This window comes from Chitinispirillales bacterium ANBcel5 (genome assembly GCA_029688955.1).
GTDB classification, from domain to species: domain Bacteria; phylum Fibrobacterota; class Chitinivibrionia; order Chitinivibrionales; family Chitinispirillaceae; genus Cellulosispirillum; species Cellulosispirillum alkaliphilum.
In genome coordinates this window covers 140115-163382 of the sequence record JARUKZ010000002.1, presented here as the reverse complement: position 1 = coordinate 163382, position 23268 = coordinate 140115, and the positions used below count along the sequence as shown (strand labels likewise).

The 23268-nt window shown below is 41.2% G+C and carries 12 protein-coding genes; 10 read left to right on the top strand and 2 right to left on the bottom strand.

Going from position 1 to position 23268, the window contains the following annotated elements; translation table 11 throughout:
* Positions 1–25 precede the first annotated feature (25 nt).
* Positions 26–769 (bottom strand): 23S rRNA (guanosine(2251)-2'-O)-methyltransferase RlmB, encoded by a 744-nt coding sequence (gene rlmB / locus QA601_01870; protein ID MDG5813809.1) that lies wholly within the window; start codon positions 767–769, stop codon positions 26–28.
* A 188-nt stretch (positions 770–957) separates the two neighbouring features.
* Between rlmB and QA601_01865 the strand changes: the two genes are divergently transcribed.
* The 7 genes from QA601_01865 to QA601_01835 all read left to right on the top strand — a co-directional run bounded on the left by QA601_01865 (position 958) and on the right by QA601_01835 (position 11282).
* Positions 958–1617 carry a 5-formyltetrahydrofolate cyclo-ligase gene (locus QA601_01865; protein MDG5813808.1) on the top strand — a complete coding sequence of 220 codons (660 nt, stop codon included), beginning with the start codon at positions 958–960 and terminating at the stop codon, positions 1615–1617.
* 3 nt (positions 1618–1620) lie between these two features.
* On the top strand, positions 1621–2472 hold the full coding sequence (locus QA601_01860; protein ID MDG5813807.1) for a hypothetical protein: 852 nt from the start codon (positions 1621–1623) through the stop codon (positions 2470–2472).
* Between the two features lie 1307 nt (positions 2473–3779).
* Positions 3780–4547, top strand: a complete 768-nt coding sequence (locus QA601_01855) for a hypothetical protein (protein ID MDG5813806.1) — start codon at positions 3780–3782, stop codon at positions 4545–4547.
* Between the two features lie 82 nt (positions 4548–4629).
* Positions 4630–5535 (top strand): hypothetical protein, encoded by a 906-nt coding sequence (locus QA601_01850; GenBank protein MDG5813805.1) that lies wholly within the window; start codon positions 4630–4632, stop codon positions 5533–5535.
* Positions 5536–7281: 1746 nt separating this feature from the next.
* On the top strand, positions 7282–8040 hold the full coding sequence (locus QA601_01845; GenBank protein MDG5813804.1) for an HNH endonuclease: 759 nt from the start codon (positions 7282–7284) through the stop codon (positions 8038–8040).
* A 213-nt stretch (positions 8041–8253) separates the two neighbouring features.
* Positions 8254–9861, top strand: a complete 1608-nt coding sequence (locus QA601_01840) for a DUF2326 domain-containing protein (protein ID MDG5813803.1) — start codon at positions 8254–8256, stop codon at positions 9859–9861.
* 431 nt (positions 9862–10292) lie between these two features.
* Entirely contained in the window at positions 10293–11282 is a 990-nt protein-coding gene (locus tag QA601_01835; GenBank protein ID MDG5813802.1) for a hypothetical protein, read from the top strand.
* 482 nt (positions 11283–11764) lie between these two features.
* On the opposite strand, the gene QA601_01830 is transcribed toward QA601_01835, so the two are convergent.
* Positions 11765–16624, bottom strand: a complete 4860-nt coding sequence (locus tag QA601_01830) for a DEAD/DEAH box helicase family protein (protein ID MDG5813801.1) — start codon at positions 16622–16624, stop codon at positions 11765–11767.
* Between the two features lie 1108 nt (positions 16625–17732).
* Between QA601_01830 and QA601_01825 the strand changes: the two genes are divergently transcribed.
* The 3 genes from QA601_01825 to QA601_01815 all read left to right on the top strand — a co-directional run bounded on the left by QA601_01825 (position 17733) and on the right by QA601_01815 (position 21727).
* Entirely contained in the window at positions 17733–18329 is a 597-nt protein-coding gene (locus QA601_01825; protein MDG5813800.1) for a hypothetical protein, read from the top strand.
* A gap of 325 nt (positions 18330–18654) precedes the next feature.
* Positions 18655–20385, top strand: coding sequence for an amidohydrolase family protein (locus QA601_01820; protein ID MDG5813799.1), 1731 nt, complete (start codon positions 18655–18657; stop codon positions 20383–20385).
* A 61-nt stretch (positions 20386–20446) separates the two neighbouring features.
* A complete protein-coding gene (locus QA601_01815) occupies positions 20447–21727 on the top strand; it encodes a hypothetical protein (protein MDG5813798.1) in 1281 nt (426 codons plus the stop codon).
* The last annotated feature ends 1541 nt before the right edge of the window (positions 21728–23268 follow it).

The window sequence follows — 23268 nt, the reverse complement described above, 5'->3', positions numbered from 1 at the left end:
TTACCATACCACATAATGATCTTAGCTATTCCATTCTCTGACGCACACACTCATAGAGCATTACTGCTGTTGCTGCAGAGGCATTCAGGGACTGTGCTTTTGAAGACATGGGTATTTTAAGAAATGTGGTGCAGAGCTTATCAAGATAGGGTGGAATACCTCTGTTTTCTCCACCACAGATGAGTACCATGGGACCCTTAAGGTCTGAATTTGGAAGTAAATCTCCCTTTGAAGCGTGAGCTCCCGCGATGGCAAACCCCTTCTCTTTTAACTCTTTTAATAACCCTTCGAGGTTTCGGGGCTTGCTGATTTCAATATTTTCTATCATTCCAGCAGAACTTTTGGCTACCGATGCATTGAGAGGGACCGTGTTTTTTCTCTCAAGCAGCAGGGCATCTACCCCAAAAGCCACCGAGGATCGAATGATTGCTCCAAGATTGCCCGGGTCCTCCATTGAAGCGGCAACCAGTAACAGGGGGGCTTCTTTTTCTGAAATAATCTCCTGGAGCCGTTCGGCGCTGGTGTAGGGCTTTATGCTGCAAAACGCCACCACCCCCTGGTGCCTTTTGGTTTCGGCAAGGTGGTTTAGTTTGATCTCCGGAACCATATTATAACTCAGGCGTTCCTTTCTGCAGATCTTCATCAGATTAAAAAGAGACTGGTTGCGCTTGTCCTTATCGATATAAACGTGTTCTATATCCTGCTTTCTTCTTTTAATAAGCTCCTCAACTGCATGAATTCCATAAACCGGAATATCTTCCTGGGCCATAAAACCTCTTTCACGAGAATGGATGGTATAACTGTATGTCCTTAAATATATTTTTAGTACCTTTGGAGGTTGAGAAAAAATAAAAGTTGGGTAACGGGGTATTTTTTCATAAAATACTGATTTAAACGCAATACCAAAACGTTGTATCAGTAGTAGCTACGTCTGATTTATACGTACACTCAGGAAATTTGGCAGAGGAAACTATCGCAAACCATATCTTGATGACAACACAAAGCCACAAATCGGCACTCAGAAAACAGTTCCTCAAGCTTAGAGGAGCCTACAGTGCTCAGGAGCGCGCGAAGTTTTCCCGTGCCATCTATGATCATCTGCTTACAGTCGATCAATTCAAAAACGCAGAATCGGTTATGGTGTATCTTACCATCGGCTCAGAGGTAGAAACGCTGTTTATAGTGGATGAGCTGATTAGGGAACAAAAGAAAGTGGTGATTCCCTATTGCGACAAAAACACCTTAGGTATCGCGCAAATAACCAACCTTCAGACCCAGATCACTGATGGTCTTTACGGGGTGATGGAGCCGGTTTTAACTATCAGGGACAACTTTAACAAGCATGATCTTGAGTGTGTGCTCTGTCCCGGAGTTGCTTTTGATATGAGAGGATACAGACTTGGCAGAGGAAAAGCGTTCTACGACTCGTTTCTGTGTGATATTAAAAGCAACGCTTTCGTTGCCGGTCTGGCCTTTAACTGTCAGATAAGCAAAGAACCATTACCCGTTGATTGTCATGATATAGCAATGGATGAAGTAGTTACTGAATGTGGACCTGTGATAAAAAAACGGGGTTCTTCTGAGAACTCTGTCGAATCTACTACTCTGATAAGGTAAGTCATGTTCTGGACAATTGTGCTGTGGATATTCGCTTTTATTTTTTTGGTTGTTTTAATCCTCCTGTTCTCTTCACTGAGGATGCAGGCAAAGATCTCTTTTGTGGATAATACATTTGCGGGTAGAATAAAGCTTCGATGGATACACGCCTTTATTCTCTCTTTGGAGTACGATTCCTTTTCTGCCGCGTTGAAGGGGAGGCTTTTTGGGAGAAAAATTCAAACCGGTGGTGGTGGTGAAGAGGATGAGTGGCAGGACGTTGTTTCTGAAGAGGTCGCTGTTGAAGAGGAGCAAGAAGCTGAAGAAACTTTTGAAGTTGAAGAGATGCCGGTAGCGGAACCAGCTGAGGAAAAAGTTACTGAAGAGGAACCGGTCTATAAAAAAGACACAGAGAAAAAAGATAGATTCGGGGGGTTAAAAAAGCTTAAAGGTACTCTGTACGCGAATCTTTTCCTTAATCTGCGCTGGAGACAGAAGGTAATCAGATGTGTTTTTTCGGTAATTAAAAAAATGCTGTCTATAATAAAATTTAACCTCTTCAACCTCAGAGTAAAGGCCGGTCTCCAGGATCCTTCAGAAATGGGCAGGCTTTATGGGTATGTTACCGCTCTAAAGTCCACATTAGGTTTAAACAGAAGTCGCCGATATGTTCTGAATTTCGAACCGGTTTTTATGACCTATCATCTGGATTTTGACTTTGAGATGAAAAGCAAAACCTCTCTTTGGCGTATTCTTTTGCCTTTTCTTACCGGACTGATACGATTCCCCTATCTTCGCACCTTTATTCTTTGGCGGCGGTGGAAAAAGGAGCAAAAGTCTCGCGGAACCACCAAAGCCGCTGAGTCCAAATTATAGATAATAGTAGACTGACACTTGGCCAAAGCTAAGATGTAAAGATGTAGCGGGCGCCTGCCGCGGACGGCACTGGTTGTACCCATTCGGGCACTATGTCCTCCAGGCTCGTCGTACCTCCTCGGTGCCTCGTTTGTAGCGCTACGAGGACTCCGCTTTTTGAGGGCACTGGCACTTAAGAAAGTGCCACCAAGCCATTATGATGAGTAAAGATAAAGACTAGAGTATCTCGGGCGCCTGCCGCGGACGGCACCGGTTGTACCCATTCGGGCACTATGTCCTCCAGGCTCGTCGTACCTCCTCGGTGCCTCGTTTATAGCGCTACGAGGACTTCGCTTTTTGAGGGCACTGGCACTTAAGAAAGTGCCACCTTCCGTCCCCCCTGGCGCATTTTACCCGAGCATCATTTCCCTTCCCCTTCAGTGGGTACCAGAAGACAGAAGACAGAGGTCAGAAGACAGAGGTCAGAAGACAGAGGTCAGAAGACAGAGGTCAGAAGACAGAAGACAGAAGACAGAGGTCAGAAGACAGAGGTCAGAAGACAGAAGTCAGAAGACAGAAGTCAGAAGTAGACCCATAAACTTACTCTCCTTTCCCTTCCCCTTTCCCCCCCTGGCGCGTTTTACCCCTGCACCATTGGTGAACACAGTAAAGGGGTTTTAAAACGCTGAGGGCGCAAAGGGCGCAGAGGTAAACGCTTCGCGTTTAGGTGAATTAAGTTTTCATACAGTTGTGATTACGGCATTCTCCAAGCTGTAATCCGAAGCGTTAATCCTTGGTTCACCATTCGCAGTAGTCCTCTACGGAGAACGGGCGATCTCTGCGCCTCTGCGTTCAAACCATTCTCTTCAATACCCCATATACATATATCTGTACATAGGTAGTCCCTGCGGGCAAGGATTCCTTCAGTGTGCATAGTTCAACTAAGTAACCCTCCATGATATTATATCCTGTTTTAGACAAGAGTGGTGTTCCTGCTATGACCAGCTATTTTTTATTTATTTTTTAAAAAAATTAACACCAGCAATTGCCCAAATAGTAATTTATTTAAAACATCACTTTTTACTTACCGACCACTTTGAACTTATGCCACAAAAAGGTGATGGTTAACAGCAGAAACCGCTGTAAAATATTCTGCTGGCAGAGGGTGACAAAAGCTTCGACTACGTTAAAACTGACCACTGTTACACCTCTATGAAGTGAATTGTAAAAATCTCTATTCTCAGATTGTTTAAGTGATAACCAACGGGTAGTTATGCCCGGTTTGTTTATACTATTAATCCATTTCACTTTTCTATGGAGGTGTATTTATGAATGACACTCAATCCTATAACCACATTCTACCAATTCTTGATATTATATCAGCAGATGAAGTAAGAAAGCTTGATATGCCGATTGATGTCGCGGTGCATGAAGGCAGGGTGATGGGAACTCTTGCTACGCAGGATAAGGACGCGTTGACCATGGCAGGACTTAGCCCAAAAGTCATTTCTGAGGTTAACATGGCCGCATCGGCGCTTCGTGTGGCTGAAGCTAAACTGTTGGCATCATTGGGAGACAAGTCGGAGATCAGAGAGCAATGGCTTGAGAATGAAAGCAGGGGTTATGAGCTTAGATCCGATATGGCCCGGGCACTATCGTTTGCGCTCAGAGGTGACCGGAATGCCCTTAATAAGATAGCCAAGATACGTGAAGGAGCCAGAAAATCAGACCTCATACAAGATTTAAGGAGCTATTATCAATTAGCCAAAAACTACCTGGAGGAGCTTGAAAAGATAAAAAGCTTTGACATGAATACCATCGAAGAATCCGGGAAAGCTGCAGAGGTCCTTTGCGAAATATGGGCTGTAGCATCACTGGAACCACGCGCGTGTCAGAATGTTAACATTAGAGACCGTGTGTTTACCTACATGCGCAGACAAATGTCTGAAGTACTCGCTACAGCTGAGTATGTATTGCATGATGACCCCGACAGACTTTCCCTCTATTACAGTAGCTGGAGAAGACGCCAGCGTAACAGCGCGGAAAAATCTACTCCCTCTGATATCCTGAAAGATGAATTAATTACAGCAGTATAAACACCCGTAAAAGCCGGCTCACTGTTAAATAATGCTGCTGAGCCGGCACATTTTTTACCTATTTAGAAAGGACATTCACACAATGACAGCGTATGAAGCGTATGACAAACTCGCCCCGGTGTTAATGAACGAAACGTTTGAAACCATACGGCGTCCCGATATGCCCGTTGATGTATCAGCACATGAGGGGCAGGTAACCGTTACATTGTTACGTCAGGATGAAGAGAAGCTTAAAAGCATAGGCTACGACATTAGCATCACCGATCGCATTAAAGAAGCTGTGGGGACGTTTTGTGTAGCAGAAGCAAAGCTTACGGCAATTCTTGGTGATCAGCTTGAAGCGGTAAAGGTATGGAGAGAACACCGGGCAGAGGGGTACATGTTACGCAAAAAGGTACTTAAGGCACTTAGATTTGCCTGCAGAGAAGATAAAGAGGCCATGGAGAAATTAAAACCCTTTCCCAGAAGACCTAAACAGGAGATAATGATACTGAATCTGCACTTTCTCTCTGAGCTGGGGAAAAAATACCAACACCATCTTGAAAAGATAAACTTTAACATGGCTACAATTGAAAGTTGTAAGACATTTGGCGATAAACTGAGCCGGCTCTATGCCCACGCCTACTCTGAAGAGGGCCCCTGTCAGATGCGGGTGATACGAAACAAAGCATTTACACTTATGAAGAGTCTTATCGCGGAAGCACGCGCGTTTGTTACCTATCTGTTTGGTGCAAACAGCGAACGGTTGAAACTTTACAGCAGCGCTTACCGCAGGAAAAACTATCGCTACAGAAGCAAAAAGAGAGCCGCGTTAAAAAAGAAAGAGGAGTTAGCAAAAGATACCGCGAAAAACAACGAGTCGGCACAAAAGAGCCAAACAGTTTTGGTTTCACAAACCAGTCAGAAACCTGTTTCCACAGACCTAAGCGATAAAAAGGAAGGTATCTCAGTACCAAAGAGCACTTCTGAACCAGACAGATCTGCTTAAATAACCGTCCGGCTCATACGCCACCCTTCATATTTTCGCCCGGAACTCAGGCGAAACCGGCACCCCTTTGCCTAAAAACGAATTTTTTCCACCTTTTTGGCCATAATCTCTGCCTGAAGTCACAAAATCCCCGTATCACTGTTTACCTAACGCTGTTTTGAGTGTCACCTTTGCTGTATTCAGTATCACATCTGGCTGATTAGGGTCAAAAGCAGCCTGTAGCCATATTCTACATATAGTGCAAACAGCCCTCTTTTCGCTTAAAAACGCCAATACTGCACCCTGAAAGCTAAAAAACGCCTACTGCGAACAGGGCACTGCCATAGTGATAACTCAGTCAGCGTTGGTTACAAACAAATTAACACCCTCTTAAAAACACCTGTTTAAACACTACAAACCGACCATTTCCGGAATCGTAACAATGATGTTTTCACGGTTGTTGATTAGCGTTGATACTCTTTGGTTATTCTGTTTATAACCCAACCACCAGTGTATGCAATACGCTCTGATATGCACTACAGATATCGCTTTTAGTGAGTATGATTTTGCTATGGGTTGTTTTTATTGGATTATCTACCGGTTAGCAGTACTTTTCCTGGTTAAAAACGGTCGAGATTAATAGGTGAAACCGGAAACGGGGACTGTATGGCGTGCTTTTTTTTGGGGTATACCAAAGAGCCGAAGGTTTGGGTATGGATGTTGGTTTTGGCGTCCCGTGTTCCGGGGGCTTTAGCGTAGGAGTCGCCTTTCACCTCCCGTTCTGCCAAAACTGACTTTTAAACTATAAACTTGCGGTTGTAGAAGCTCAGGCAAGATGCGTATGAATGTAAATACAGCCGGTATAATACATATTCCTGAAGGTACTGTCCCACTAAACGTACGATACACTGTTTGAAACATAACGCGCCACCTTTGAGAACTCACCTGGCGGGAGCAGTGGGGGTTGGTGGAACCCCCGGGCGTGAGTCGGTGGACAAAATCTGATAAAATTGCATAGTGTATTGCATCAACCTCTCCTATTATTTACCTTATATAATGTACCTGTCATTTTCACGTTATCAGTTTACGGTATTATGCTCCTTTCGCACCTTCATAGCTCACAATCCACTGCTCTAATTGAAGATGTTCTCATATTTTTGGGTTTGAGAGCTCGTTTTAGGGTAATTTATATAATTACTGGTGTAATGTGTGTGAGGATATGAGCGGGCTGACGACAAAAATGTGTTAAAAAAGAGTAAGTGCTTAAAAGTGAAATGAGAGTATGCCGAGGATGTGAGAGTTTCTGATATGTGCCCATTTTGGGATGACAGATGAAGTTTTAGGGAGAAAAAGGGTCGATTTTGGGTGTATAGACGAAACTGGGACAATACAAATATAGCGGAAACAACAATTGCTACGCAGCCGTTTTGCACAAGCCTATTATTGATTTGTTTGCGCCAGAAACAAAGATAACGTTGGAGGCGGGGCGTAATAAAGCCGATAAATGCAAATACAAGACGGAATAAAGCAATTGAAAACATTCTGAAAAAAAATAGAACAAACAAGAATTACAAAAATAGTAGCGGAAAAAATGTTATAACAAAGAGCTTAAGTATTGCTACACTAGCACGGTAAGCAACAATTTCACCTGCGTGCGTTAGCTATTTACCAAAATATTAGTGCGGGTTAGTTTGGTTGCGAGTGAACCAGCTTAGCATTTAATGGTAACTTATAGACAATTCTAAATAATATGAAAGTGGTTCAAGGATGAGTAATCCAAGACAGAAATATTCAGAAGCACAAATTGTAGCCTTGCTATCACAGGTAAGTCGAGTGTGCCCCCTTTGTGCTGAGCCTCTTTTTTATAAAAAGAATGGCAAGAGCTTCAAAAACTATGAGTTGGCTCATATTTACCCATTAAATCCAACTAAAGAAGAAGAACTGTTGCTCAAAAATGAAGAGCGTTTAAGCGATGATGTTAATGACGAGGACAATATCATACCTCTTTGTGAAATATGTCATGGCAAGTTCGATAAACCTAGAACTGTAGAAGAATATCGAAACCTATTGGGATTAAAGAGGAAGCTTATTGACCGTAGCGGACAGGAAGCTATTTGGAGAACATATACGATTGAAGACGAGATTAGTCAGATCATTGAGGCTATTTATGATGATCCAGAACTAGAAAATGAGGCTGAAATTGATTTCACTCCTAGAGAGGTTGATGAAAAGTTGGATTCAACTATTTCCAGACCAACCAAAGTTAAAATTAAAGGTAATGTACGAGAATACTATATCTTTATCCGGAATAAATTTGCAGAGCTAGATAGTGTCAATTCCGATATGTCTGAGATTATATCTCTACAAATCAAAACATATTATATAAAGCAGAAAAAAATGGGTATCAATCAGCAAGCCATATTTGAGAATATAGTTTCTTGGATTTATGCGAAAACAAAACCAAAAACAAGTGATGCAGCAGAAATTATGGCCTCGTTTTTTGTTCAAAATTGTGAGGTTTTCTAATGGCGTTTCCTAGTAAGTTTACAAATTTAGATAGATCAATTTTAGCCAAAATAAGCGTTTTAATACTCGACGACGTTGAAACAATTACCTTGTCGGAGCTGATTAATCTTCGGTTAAATAACTTCGAAGATATTAGTGAGTTTATGTTGGCGCTTGATGTGCTTTTTGTTCTGGAAAAGATCGAGTTAGAAAAAGACAAAGGAGTGATTAAGTATGTTAACTGAAATTCGATGCGAGATGTTCCGAGAAAAAGCAATCGGCTTTCACACAGGCCTAAATGTTATTTTAGGTGACAGTGTTGCCACGAACTCGATTGGTAAATCCACGTTGCTAATGGTGATTGATTTTATATATGGAGGCAAATCATTTCTCCAGCATAATAAGGATGTCATTGAAGAACTGGGCCATCATGAGTACTTTTTTACCTTTAAGTTCGGGAAAGATAGCTTCCCGTTTAAAAGGGGAACTTTTAAGCCAGACTTAATTTATAGATGTGACAATAAATATGCGGAGATTGAACCTATTAGCATTGAAAACTACACTACATTTCTTAAGGCGTCATATTCATTGGGGGATGTCGACTTATCTTTTCGATCGATAGTGTCTCTTTTTTCTAGAGTTTGGGGCAAAGAAAACCTTGATGTAAAACATCCTCTTCATAGCTTTAAAAGACAAAAGCCCTCAGATTGTATAACAAACACAATCAAACTTTTTAAAAAGTACGAACCAATAAGGTTACTTGCAGATAATGTAAAAAGCAAAAGTGAAGAAATAGCCACAATCAATAAAGCTGCTAAGACCGGTTTAATTTCTAAAACAACGAAGACGAAGTACAAAGAAAACATTACCAAAATACTTACCATAGATGCCGAGATCGAGGAAATTAAAAATAATTTAAAGAAGTATGCCGTTAATATTTCAGAGATCGCCAATAGAGAGGTAATGGAGTTAAAAATTGAAAAAGATCGGCTTTTGTCAGAAAAGCTTAGATTAGATAGCCGTCTGCTTCGTGTCAGAAATGATCTAAAACAAAACAAAGCCATCAAAAGCAAACACTTAGAACCATTATTAAAATACTTTCCTAATGTAAGCACTTCAAGGCTAGAAGAAGTTGAGTCATTCCACTCAAATATAACCAAAATACTTAGAAAAGAGTTAAAGAGTAGTGAGGCTGAATTGACTCTAATATTGTCCTCAATAATTGAAGAGATCGAAATGATCGACAGAAAGATTTCTGTTTCCTTAGCAGAAATTGATAATCCTAATGTCGTTATCGATAGGGTTTACGAACTCTCTAAAGATCACTCTGTAGCCAGTAAAGAGATTGAATACTTTGAAACAGATGCACAGATAAAGTCTGACTTAAGAGATGCAAAGGAACTTCTAGCCGCTGAAAAAATTAGAATTTTAAAGTTAATTGAAAATATACTAAACGACAAAAATAGAAAAAATGTTACTGAGATATATAGCGAGGAAAGAAGAAGCCCGACTCTAAAGCTTGGTCAAAATAACTACAATTTTGAATTGGTTGAAGATACTGGAACTGGCAAGGCTTACTCAAATTTAATATTACTTGATTTAGCATTTTTGGAAACAACGGTTTTACCTTTCTTGATACATGATTCAGTATTATTTAAGAATATCCAGAATGACGCAGTAGCGAAATTGATCAAACTGTATGAATCTACAGGCAAGCAAACGTTTATCGCAATCGATGAAATTGAAAAATACGGTGATGTAGCAGAAAAGAAATTAAAAGCTAAGAAAGTCATACAACTGGATAATAACAAAGTCTTATATATCAAAGATTGGCGGAAATGATAGACAGTTATAATTGTTGCTGCACACGGATTAATTACTTTCTGTGCTCCTAATTAACCGGTGAGCAAGGCGTTATTAGGAAGAATCGGAAGATAGAAATAGAAATTCTTAATTACTTAAAAATTTGAAAACATTTCATGTGTAATAATTCTTAATGAATACGCGAGAGAATAGGAGCCAGCTGATTATAAAACTAAGATGGCGCAAAAAAATTATACTATGGTAATGTGCAAAACAGGCACACAACAGACCAAGTACAAAAATTTGCAAAGCTTCGCTAGGGTAGATTAGTATATTTAGTTGCACATTTTCGTACATTGGCCAATCCGTTGTGCGAAACTCTTAAGCTTTTAGGAAATGAAGACGCGAGGAAATAATACAAAACGAGAAATTAGAATATTCTTAAATGCTTATACTTAGGAGTGAATAGAATGGAAAGAACATTTGTTTTGGCATATAAAAAATATTTAAACACATTCAACATTAATGATTTTTTTACAAAGTTTATTGGTTCAATTGAAAAAAGAATCCAACCTATCCCTTCATATGAACATTTTAAAGATTTGCTTAACTCCAAGTCGTTGCGAATAGTTAAGGTAAGTAATTTTAATATAGAAAATTACCTTGTAGAAATCAATGGCAATAAAGAATCTGCCGAAATAGGCATTAACCCTAGATTTTTAGCAATTTTATGGTGTATATGTTTCAATTCAATCGTTGAATATGATTATCAAAAAGCTATAGTATTACGAAAAAATGGTGATAATTCAAAGTTTCCAATAGGTGATTACGAGGTATCTTCCGCGCGTGAGTTATTAGATTTTGCATTAAGTTTAATTAATTCACCCTTAAACAAATGGGGAACCTATAAAAACTCCACTTTTGATGCATTTCTTCCCAATCCATTTATTATTGAGACCAATTTAGAATATTACATATTAAAGGCAAACACTGTTTTTATCGAAGCTTTTGTTTTTATTGTCCTTCATGAATTAGCTCATTATCACTATGACTATTTGGATAGTATTAAAGCAAAGCCTGAAGATGAAATATGCTGTGATTTTTTTGCTGCATTTGAACAATCAAATGAATTTAAGCAGTGTTGCGATGATATAAACACACATTACTTTGGAATGGTAACCGCTTTTATTGCAATTGAGCTTATCGATCAGCTTTTCAATAGAATTGGGGATTCCGAAACTCATCCTTCAAATTTAACTAGAATTGACAAAATTATTGATTATTCAAAGTTACCAGAAGATTCTATGTTATTTGAGTATAGTGCATATGGTTTAAGTCGATCATATCAATATGAACCAAAAATTCAAACTGATGGTTTCCATTACGAGACTGCTAAGGAATATTATATTGATGCACTTAATAATGCCCTCGCAAAACAAAATATAAAGTCAGATTATTAAGGATAAAAGATCGCGCCTTATAAAAAAAGCTCAAGAACATCGCATAACAGCGCCAACTTGCTGCACCACAAAGTAAAGCTATGAAGATTCCGCATTACTTTATGGTACAGCAAGCGAGTTGCGTGACCGTTATGCGCAATGCTCGTTTGCCCCGGAAATAGGATGGCGCGAAGAGTAAGACGAATAACAGAGTATGAATAAAGTCAAACATTTTGAATCTGTACCCTTAATAATTAGACTATTTTAACATTGAAAACTGAAGAGAACATAAGAAAAAAAGTAGTAAATTGTTAGGTAAATTTAGATAAGGTATAAAGGTCTAAATTGATGGTAAGAAAAAAAGGTTACACAGGGGCGAACGGAAGTGAGCACCACGAGAAAACGTTAGTGATATAGATCCGCCCCGATCAGCGGCTCGTGAGTGTTTTCGCCGGTCTTTTTTTTCGGGGTCATCGAGTCCTCGAATTCAAATCTCCCTCCGCCTACCCCAACCTCAACTTCGGCAACCCCTCCACCACTTCCACACTCCTCACACTAACCTCTACAACACTCAGCAACAGATCCAGTATATACCTTTCATTCCCCACCTCTTTTGCCCAGTCATTAGGGTCATTCTTTATTCCACTGCCTTTGTGGATTGTGACCTTGTAGCGGTCCATGATCCATTCAATGGCGGATTTGCCGTTAACGATGTAATCGTAGGCTTTGGCGGGGATGTTTTCGATGGTGATTTTGCTGTTATAGATAATTGTGTCTTTCTGGCCCTTTTTGGGAAAGCGCATCTTTTCTACGGTGAAATGTCCGCTTTCTGCACCGGTAACTTTAAGCCCTTTGTGTGCGGGGACGGTTTCGTAGTTGATGTGCAGATCGGCAAGTTCGCGGCCGGCTTTGCTGAATTTCCAGAAATCACGTGGTTCATCCACCAGAGGGATGCGGGGCAGGGATTTCTTGAGATCATTGGCAAATGTTGTACGGTACTGCGGGCTGTGCAGTAGTCCGTATACATAATAGAAGATATCCTCTTTCGTTACTTTTTTACCGTATATGGAGTATGCCCGCTCTAAGATGAAATCGGAAACTCCGTCTCTGCGGATATAGCCACCGGCTGTGGGCTCATCAAAGAGTGAAGGGCTTTCTACTTCCTGGCGTTCTTCGTAGTAGTAGAGAGGGAAACACTGGCTTTTACCAATAAGTTCAAGATCAGGTAATGTATCTGAAATGATAGTGGAAAAATCCTTCGTAACACCCACACCGGAAACGCATATAACAAGGTTATTAAGTGTCGATTTTGGAAACAGTTTGGGTATTTGGTAAACTCTTTCATTTAAAGCTCGTGAAAAGTATACTCGTTGTTTGAAGAATGGTCGATATAAACTTTGAACAAATTGCCCGTTAACTATATCATGCTTTATGTCTTTCATGATATTTTCTGAAAGAGCATGTGTCCAGCTAATTTTCTTTGGATCGAATTGTAAAATGTCTTTAATGTCTATTTTATCAACGTTTTTAATTGAGTGTGCAAACAGCTTTCTTTGCTCGTTGTAATATTCCAACGTTCTTTCAATATTTCTTTTCAAACATGTCTTCGATGAGTTATAACACCATGCATCACGTTGAGTTTTCAAGCCATTTGAATATAATGGTAAAAAGAAAGTACTGGCTGATTTATTAGCTTTATCACCTAAAGGAATAAACGTGTCAAACAGATCATTCCTCTCACAAATCCAATCACCCTTATCACTGGGTTCCAGCCTCTTCCATGCCATTCCATCATTACCAACAGATCCGAATTTCCTAACGATCGCAAGCTTCTCTTCACGGCTCAGGTAATCCCCGATATCATGATAATAGATCACCGCATTTTTTACAGCTTTGGACGGCTTTTTTACAAGAAGCGTTATCGCAATGGGTGTTCTGGAACCTGAACCGAAGATCTTTCCACCCTCTTTTCTCGATAACTCACCACTTGTGCGCTGGTTGCCTCTCAAATTGAACACATAAATGCTCGAAAATTCACGCTCCAGACACTTACGAAAACCATCCTGCGCATTACCATCAAGCCAGGCACTGTTGGATACAAAACAGATGATCCCGCCATTCTTTGGATCAAGCCTGTCCGCTCCCCATCGAAACGCCTTTATATAGGAATCATACAGGGAATTCTTATTGGTAGCTTTTGTACCTGCAGCATAGGTCTCTGCAATCCTTGAATCGAGATGCTTATACTTTTGATTCTGAGCATTATCATTTGCCGATTTCTGCCCCACCGAATAGGGCGGATTCCCCATTATCACACGCAATGGCGCTTTCTTCTGATAACTCACCCGCTTTGTGTTCTGTGGGAACATCTCAGAGATAAAGGATTCACTCTCATCGGTCTCACCCAGCTGGAAGGTATCGGTCAGACAGATGCCATCAAAGGGCTTATACCTTCCCTGCTTTCCTAAAATATCATGAAACGCGTTCTCTATATTCACCGCGGCTATGTAATAAGCCAGAAGCACAATTTCATTGGCGTGGATCTCCTTTTTATACTTGCGGGGCAGATCCTTATCATTAATAAGCCCGCTCTGAAGCAGTCTTGTGATAAATGTACCGGTACCTGTAAACGGATCGAGAATGTGGATGTTTTCATCACTGAGACTTCTGTCAAACTCCCGCCTGAGCACATCCTCCACCGAATGGATGATAAAATCAACCACTTCAACCGGTGTATACACAATCCCCAGCTTGTCCACCATCTTCGGGAAAGCAGTTCTAAAGAACTTATCATACAATTCAATGATAATACGCTGCTTGCCTTCAGCATTATCGATCCCCGCAGCACGCTTTCTCACCGATTCATAGAATTTATCAAGAACCCTGGTATCCTTTTCAATAGCCTGCGCTTCCAGCAGATCAAGCATCTTCTGCATCGTTACAGAGACGGCGTTGTTTTTCACAAAGGAGTATCCCTCAAAGAGCGCTTCAAAAACCGGCTTGGTGATAACGTGCTGCGAGAGCATCTCCACCGCTTCACGATCACTGATAGATGGGTTGATATTCTTTTTCAATCCATTAAGAAACTCATCAAACGCTTTTTTATGCTCACCGTCCTCTTTTATGAGACGGTTTATTCTGTCGAACTGCTTTTCGGCAATCTCTGCGACACTCTTTGCCCACTGCTCCCAGTACCTTCGATCCCCTACCTTCTCCACCATTCGGGCAAATACGATACTTTGCAACTGTTCAAACTGAAGCGCCAGTTGTGTGCCGATATCATCCCCATATTTGGCGTTTGGTTCAGCGACAACCGGAGCCCCATCTTCAAAGCTATACTCCGGGCGGCCCACCAGAATCTGTTCAGGACGCTTTCTGTTGAGCTCGATCTTATTGACCGTAGCATTGAAGCGATCATCATGGGCACGAAGCGCATTGAGCACAGACCATACGACTTTGTAGCGTTCATTATCATTAAGCGCCTTGTCCGCTTCAACATCAGCAGGCACAACCACAGGGATAATGATATAGCCATACTTTTTCCCCTGAGCCTTTCGCATCACACGGCCCACCGACTGCACCACATCCACCTGTGAATTTCTGGCCGAGAGAAACATCACAGCATCCAGCGAAGGAACATCAACACCTTCACTGAGACAACGCACATTGGTAAGGATACGGCACTCACTGCTATCAGCAGCATCACCCTTGAGCCATCCCAGAAGTTCATCCCTTTGAGGAGCGCTCATGGTACCATCGATATGACGGCTATTGGCAGAAACCATCTGCTCCTTTTTGCTTTGCGGCAGTGATCCCAGATATGCATCAGTTGCAGTACAGAACGTTGAAGTGATCTTTTTTGATTCGCTTATGGTTCTGCAGAAGGCAACAGCCCGTTTCATAGGTTCGGAGTCGCTGTTTTTAATCACCCCCGCATCACCCAGGATCTGCTTGGAGAGCGCATTGATACAACCGATAAGCTTTGTTGCATCATCGGAATTGATCTCATTATCCCTGTCGGCGATGATTTTTTGCACAGCAGGTGGGACATCCTTATCACTGAGAGTAAGGATAAGGACCTTGTAATCGGTGAGCAGATCGCGCTCCACCGCTTCACCGAAGCCGATTCTGTAGATCTCTTCACCGTAAATTGCCGGATCATCCATTGAACAAAGGATAGCATCGGCCTGAGCAGCTTTCCCCTTTGCATCATCACTGTAAAGACGGGGCGTTGCAGTCATGTAGAGGCGCTTACGAGCTTTGATGAAGGTATTATCATGCACCTTAATAAATGATGAAGAGTCCTGGGCGGTAAGGGCAACACCGGTGGTGCGATGCGCTTCATCACAGATGATAAGATCAAACAGCGCGTTTTTATCGGTTTTAAGGAGCTGTTTCTGTGCTTTAGCGACGACTTCAAGAGATTGATAGGTGGAAAAGATGACCGTGAGTCCGGGTTTTGCAGAAGAGCGCAACTGCGTGATCTGCGCGGTGATATTGCTCACATCGGTTGACGCAGGCAGGGCAAGATCGATCACACTGAATGTATCGGTTTCATCATTTTTACTCTTCTTTTTTGACACTTCGGGATCGGAGCAGATACAGATGGCTTTCACCGGCTCTGATGCATCAGCGGTCCACTCGCGAAGAGATTGACCAAGAAGCGCAATCGATGGCACAAGAAAGAGTATGAGTCCCTTTCCATCGGTTTCATTCTCAGCGATACGCAATGCGGTGAACGTTTTTCCTGTGCCGCATGCCATGATCAGCTTTCCACGCTCAGCAGTTTGAAAATAGTCGTGGGTTTGATCGATGGCGGTTCTCTGATGAGGGCGGATCTCCTTTTTAGGTGCACGGGAATGCTCACCACTGATACCCTTTTCAAGCTTACCCCAATCGACGGGCGCACACATCAATTCATACAGATTAACTCTGGAAACGGGCGGGTTCTGGTTTGAGATCGCTTCAGAGGCGTTTAAGCTCCAGTTGTTGGTGGTGGATATCCACAGGCGATGTGAGAAGGTAGTTGTTTTGAGGTCTTCGCCTTTGAATTTCCTGCCAGAAGTGGCCAGGAAGGTATCGACCTGGGCTTTATCTATATAAGAATCACTTTGATAGCATTTGCACTGCACCGCCCAGTAGTCACCGGTATGAGTAAGGGCTACGAGATCGATGCCGGTATCATGGCCACCGAGATCGCTTTTTCCCGGGAATTCATTCCATAGCCAGACTTTTTTGATGATATAGGCATATTTTGGGTCGGTTTGCAGATAGACCTGCATCAGGCGTTCAAACCGATCGCCCTTATCACGCTGGGAATGAGAGATTTTGCGGTATTTATCGAGGATTTGCTGAAAGGTCATTGTTGTTATACCTGCCTGCGGTGAAAAGATCTGAAAGAGAGAAAATACAAAAAGGGTAGGGGGATGTGGGCTTCTGTTCGAAACCATATTACTTAATATGATTTCTTCAAATGTGCTCCGGTTCAGCTTACATCTGGAGCTACGGCTGTATAGTAGACCGCAACACCATTAGACTCGTTTCGGGAGATGCTTTTGAATGCACTGGTGAGGAGCAGATTAACCAGGTCTATGCTTCAGAAGCCGATGTACTCAATATGGCCCTATTTGGACTGACGGCCAAGCAGTGGCGCCAAGATAATCCTGGCCCGAAGGGGAATATCCGGGATTATGCCGATATCAATCAACTCGTATGCCTGTCGAATCTTGAAATCTTAACGCACACTTTATCCATGAAGGGCTGTCGCAACCCTAACGACTGACAAGATTGAACAAGATTGCAATTCAGCAGATGCATCTGCTCACAGAAATACCAGCATCGAAGCAGATTGAAAAGCGGAATAAAAGGCGGAGATGAAATTCCATGAAGACGAAAAGCACGCGCGAAGAAAAGTACGAAATATGGTAGCAAAAATGGGCTGGCTGGCTACAGACAAACAACACGGGCAATTGCGCTGGAACTGGGGTTAGGTAAAATTATCGCCTGACCCAAGCTTTAAGGACTCGCTTAGACAGGCGATAATACTACCTTAACTGTAAAAATCATTACCGAAAAGAGGCATAAACAGCTAAATTATCATTAATTTCAAGATTTTTAAGCAAAATATTTACACTTCCATAGCCTTTACCTATATTATTACATTGATTGGCATACTAAGAATAGAGATCCAATCCCCATAGCCCAGGGGTTAGATATAGGGTAAGCAGCGGCTCTGCTCAACATGTTTCTTTGTGAAATGGTCCGAAGAAGGGGCGCAAAGGTGGTGGTTGCGGGGCATTTCAGAAAGAATCGTTAAAGGTTGTGCGAAATTTGGCCAGCCAGGATGTTGTAAAATTTGTTATCTAACTTTAAAAGCAATACCCAATGATATATCATCACAAAAACTATTCGTTTATAGATCGTATTATAATACATTTTTTAAAATGTAAAATGTCATAAAAGGGAAAAATTATGGTTAAAATTATTTTATTTCTGGTTTTTTTTATTAATATATATGCCTCTGGAGATGAAGTTCCTGAGCAACTCATAATTGATGCATATGAAAGTTTATCATTTGAGCTTGAGATTCTAAATTGGATGCACCAAATTAACATAAAATTAGATCAAGTTGAATTCAGCGAATTTTTCAGATTGCATAATTTTGATTTTCAAAAAATGGATTCATTTACCGCTGATTCTTGTTTCACCAGTATAATGATACCTGACACTTCCAATTGGTATACATTTTTGCTTGTTGATGACCAACCAAGGTTTCTTCTTTCTTACAGCATGGTAGAGGAGGGTTTTTGGTTTTCTAATGCGAATAGTGCTGCGCCCATTGATGTCTATGAAGTATTACGTTTACACCGAACAGATAATCTTGTAATAGTGGGAAATCCTTTTTATGCATCGTACGCTTACCATGTTAAAGATGGAAAAGAAAATAATTTATACCTTATAAATATATTAGAACCTACTGGATTAAAAAAGAAATCTGCTACTGGTGATCCTCAAGAAGTAGCAGATCACTTAGGTGAAATATACAATAATAGAACGAAAGGGAGGTAAACAGTTGTTTTTCAAAAAAAAATTCAAGTTCTGTATCTTCCTTTTCTTTCTTACAACGAAAAAGTATGTAATTGGCATACTAAGAATAGAGATCCAATCCCCATAGCACAGGGGTTAGGTATAGGGTAAGTAGCGGCTCTGTTCAACATGTTTCTTTGTGAAATGGTTCATAGATGGGGGGCAAAGGTGGTGCTTTCGCTGTGTTTCACAAAGGATCGTTAAACGTTGTGCGCAATATTGCCGGTGCGGAAAAAGACCGGAGCGCCAAGGAGATAGGATCGTGGGGAAAAGAAATATGGAAAATAAAAAAATAAAAGGAAATTGAATGGCGGAACAGGAGCAAGAAAAAGAGCAGACTTGTTATGCGGCCATAACAATGGGAAGTGCTGGTTTTTGTGGTGCAATAAACCTTAGCGATTTTAAACCACTGCCGCCGCAAGTAGTTTCGTGTATTATAGATTCGCATATGCACATTCAAAGTGGAGCGTGTGCTCCATTACCACTTATTTATAAAGAGATTGCCTCTAAGTTAAGAGGGTTCAATCCGAGGAATACGAGAGGGCTGCGTTCTCGTTCCTGGATTGATGGAATCGGATCTGTGATACTTGGATGGGGTGGAAAACTTCAAACGATGGATTCGGAAACAATCGGAGATCACGCCATCATCGACAATGCCGAAACCTACCTGAACCTGAAGAATAGCCCTGATTTCGGATTAGACCAGACAAGACTTATTCTTTTGGCAAATCAGAAATACAAAGAAGATGATTATGTGTTTTGTCCTATGATTGTAATGCCGATGGATATGGAGTTTGCCCATATAGCTGGATACGATGGACAGACAATTTATCACGAAGAGAATGGTAAGATTTTTTATTACCACAGAAGAACAGGACTGTTTGCAGAAGAGCTGGGGGAGGTGGTCGATTTGTCACACGAAGTCGATACCAGAAAAAAAGCTCTGAAACTAAAGAAGTGGGAAAGGCAAGAATATGAACACATATCATCAGCTATTGCAAATCCCTTAAAGCTAATCCCGATGTATCATTATGAACCACGACGCTGGCGGGCGAACACTATAGAGGAAACGGATCGAAGAAGTTACAGTATCGGTGGGTGGGAATTCCCATTTCAGCAAATAGCAACGGAAACTAAACCCGGCTTGTTTCTTGGATTTAAAATGTATTCCGCTTTGGGTTATAGACCTTTGGATGACAAATTGCCCAATATGGAAAAATATTATCAAAAATGTGAGGCTGAGAAAATCCCAGTTCTTAATCACTGCAGTCCTAAAGGTATGCTCACTCATGAACAACCCTTCTACAAGGATTTCATTGAACAGGGCATAAAGCACAGAACGAATCACGAAGGGAAAGTGGAAAGAGACAATTCGATCATTTTGCTTGAGAAAACAATTACCCCTACGCGCCACGAGACATTTCTTGAGGAAGCGAACGAATGGTTTTCTCAAAACTATGTTCATCCCAAAGCTTGGAGAAAAGTACTGGACAAATATCCTAACCTTCATCTTTGTCTTGCGCATTTTGGAGGTGATGATTGGGAAGATGGGGTTCGTTCTGATACCAATCCTGATGGTAGCGACTGGATTGAAGAGTTGATAGATATGTTGTCTTGCCCCAAATACCCAAATCTTTACACTGACATTTCCTGTTTCTCGATAAATGAAAATATGCCGCATTTCATCAGAACGATGAAAGATCGCACGAATCACAATTTGTGGGATAAAATTCTGTTTGGAACGGACTGGTATATGACACTCATTGTTTCACCAAGTGGCCAGAAAGCATACAAAGATTTTTGTACAAAGATTAAAGCGTCGTTTGATGAGATTGACGACTCGTTTTGGGTCCGAGCCACCTTGTTGAATCCGATGAGGTTTTTTGGGTTGGAGAATAACAGGAAGATAGGACAACTCTATGATGGATTATACTTAAAGTTGCAAGAGGGTAATATATCTACTGAATCTCTTGAAAACTATTTTTATAAGTTCAAAAAGGCAATAGAAACAATTGAAAACGTTAAAAACTCAATATAAGTCAATATGGTTTGTAGCAGTGCTAATATTCCTGGTTTTACTCTTCAAACCAGGGGGGCCTGTGAATACTTATACAAAGAAGGATATAGTAGAAATGAAAGAGCTTTTTATAATGAGATCAAATGGGCATCGTTCCTTATTTCCTGTGATTGTCGGTATTGATAAACAAGTGGAGAACATATTCGCTGTTCCGGAAAAAGATGCTATTGGAACAATCGACATAGACAATGCGATTTCCTTTCTTGAATTCGTTAATGACAAAGTGAAAATTAGAATCATTAAAAAAAATTTTGCAGAAGAAGTGAGCGGAGAATATGATTTCTTTTTCACACCAGTGTACTCAGATACAGATATCACATATGCGCAATCACGCTGGCTTATAAACCAAAATCTGAGAACAAAAGAAAACCGAACAGTATTTGTTATCAACAATCTTGATGACTGGATTGGGAACCTTGCAGTCCTAAATGCTGAAAAAGGTATCTTCGTTATTGAGGTTCTTAAGGGATGGGCAAAGGGTTCTGGAAGAGCCTATAAAAAATTTCTAAATATTGGAACACTTGAGAATGAGGATTTTATTCCCATTGCTGTTGTCGAAGGCGGTTTATATGATGGACTACCCGGTAGTATTTATGCAAGTGATTATTCACCATGGGCTGTAAAAGATGGTATATTGTTTGTTTTCGATGAAGATAGCAAGACAGTCAAAGCTTTTAACGAAAATGGTATAACTGTCGATCATCCCTTTTCTGGAATTTTTAACAGAAATCACAAGAAGCTACGTAAGGTAAGAGAAATTTCATTTCACCCTGAATTACCTTTTGGGTTAGTTGTAGATGCAGGTGAAGTACCTGATATTAGAGAACTTCAGGAACAACGCAACAACGGCCTTATTAGTATGGCGCAATATCGTGAGTTGCTGAAACCTCTCACAGAAGAGTCTCTTCGTCATGCAATCTGGCTTGTTCGCTGGGATACAGACGATGAAAACAGGCAATTTGTACCGTTGATGTCATTGGCTGGAAATCTAATCCCATTTATAGACGATGTGAAAATGTGTTCAGATTTTCAGTTCTCTCCTGACGGTACATGGCTGGTATTTAGAGACAATACCCAAACTGTGGAAAATCCTGTTTTTGTAAGCATTCCTGTTTCTCCTGATAAGCCACTTTTCTTCGGTGAGCCGCTTTATCTTGGGCAGGTCCTGAGAGAAGGTATGATGGTGGGAGCTAAAGGGAGCGCCTGGATAGACAAACCTACCAGTTTCGTTGTTACTGATGGTCAGGCTTTATACAAGTGGGAGCTCGGAAATATAGACAAGTCAAGAGTTATAAACCAGTAAGTTAGGGCAGTTTGTATAGTATAACGCGAAAAAAACGAAAAGATGGGAGACGCGAGGAAATCGGATTAGCGCGGAGTAAGAATAGGAGCACCGTCAATACAGACGCACAACAAGCCAAGTACAAAAATCTGCAAAGTTTGGCTAAAGGTAGGTTAAAACTATATAGTTGCAAATCTTCGTACATTGGCCGGAACATCTATCGGCAGCTAAAACCACCCTTTTCCCCAAATATCCTACACACCTCCAACAAATTTCCTCAAAAAAGCTATTTCTTAAGCACTTGAATCTACTTTTTCTGCGACAAAAACATTTATCCATTTGCAGAGGAGGTATACGTGAGTACACTACGTCTGCTTTCGGTGTGTTTCACAAAGGATCATTTTAGTAGATTTGACTGGGTATAAATATCCAACTTTATGGATAAGGCAAGAAAGTAACACAGGGGCGAACGGAAGTGAGCACCACGAGAAAATGTAAGGGATATCGATCCGCCCCGATCAGCGGCTCGTGAGTGTTTTCGCCGGTCTTTTCTTTCGGGGCCATCGAGTCTTCGAGTTTGGCCCCTCCCCGGCGAAATCACGAACAGAAGAGCCGGTGTGGGGCTCTTAGGGCGTTCGTTCATGCAATCCCGTCCTGGATTGCACCCTTTGGGCCACCCGAAGACGGGATGGTGCTCTCCGGCCATCCATGGCCTACGAGTGCCTACTTTCTTTGGCCCTGGAAAGAAAGGGCATTTAATAAAAAACAGCGTTTCTTAACGCTGGATACCTTACCCTTAAGGAATGGAATGACAAAGTAGGTCGCCGAAGGCAGTTTAAAAGTAAAGTAAATGTATAAATCGGTAAAAAAGTATTAAGGATTATATAAAAAAGAGTAATAGAGAGCCGTCCATGGCAGAAGTTAAACTACAGCCTATAACACAGTCATGAAGAAATTGATGGCCGATCTCACACAATTTGACCACCTAATCTCAAGTTATTTGACCGGTTTTCCTCTCTCCATAAAAAAACCAGGTGTTAAAGAGCGCGTCTATGCGCATTTGGCAGAACGGGTGAGTGGCGCCGAACGGTTGAACTAAGTCTATATCCAGTTAAAAGGCACATTTTACGCAGAATAATCTACATACCAGCAGAGGAACTCACAGAACTTATCCCTTTCACTTGCCACCAGACCTTACTGGGGGGTGGCCACCTTCGCCTCGGGCGACACGTAAAAAGAATTTGGAATGGGTGAATAAGGAATTTGGAATTGCAAAGAATGAGAGTATTCAGGGGACTGTAATAAACACAAAGGGGGGATACAATGTAACTGAACTGTTGAGGGGTACTTATGACTAAAATGCATGGTTTTTTCTAAAAAGGGGTCTACTGAAGTGAGATATCTGCTATTGTGAACCTTATCTACTGAAATATTTACAATGTAAGCGCATTCAACTATTTTAAATCTATGATGCTTATATAAAGAGTACAGATGGAAACCTGATGAAACCAAGCAATACACACAAGGCTTCTAAACTGTCTACCACCATCATTACATCCGGA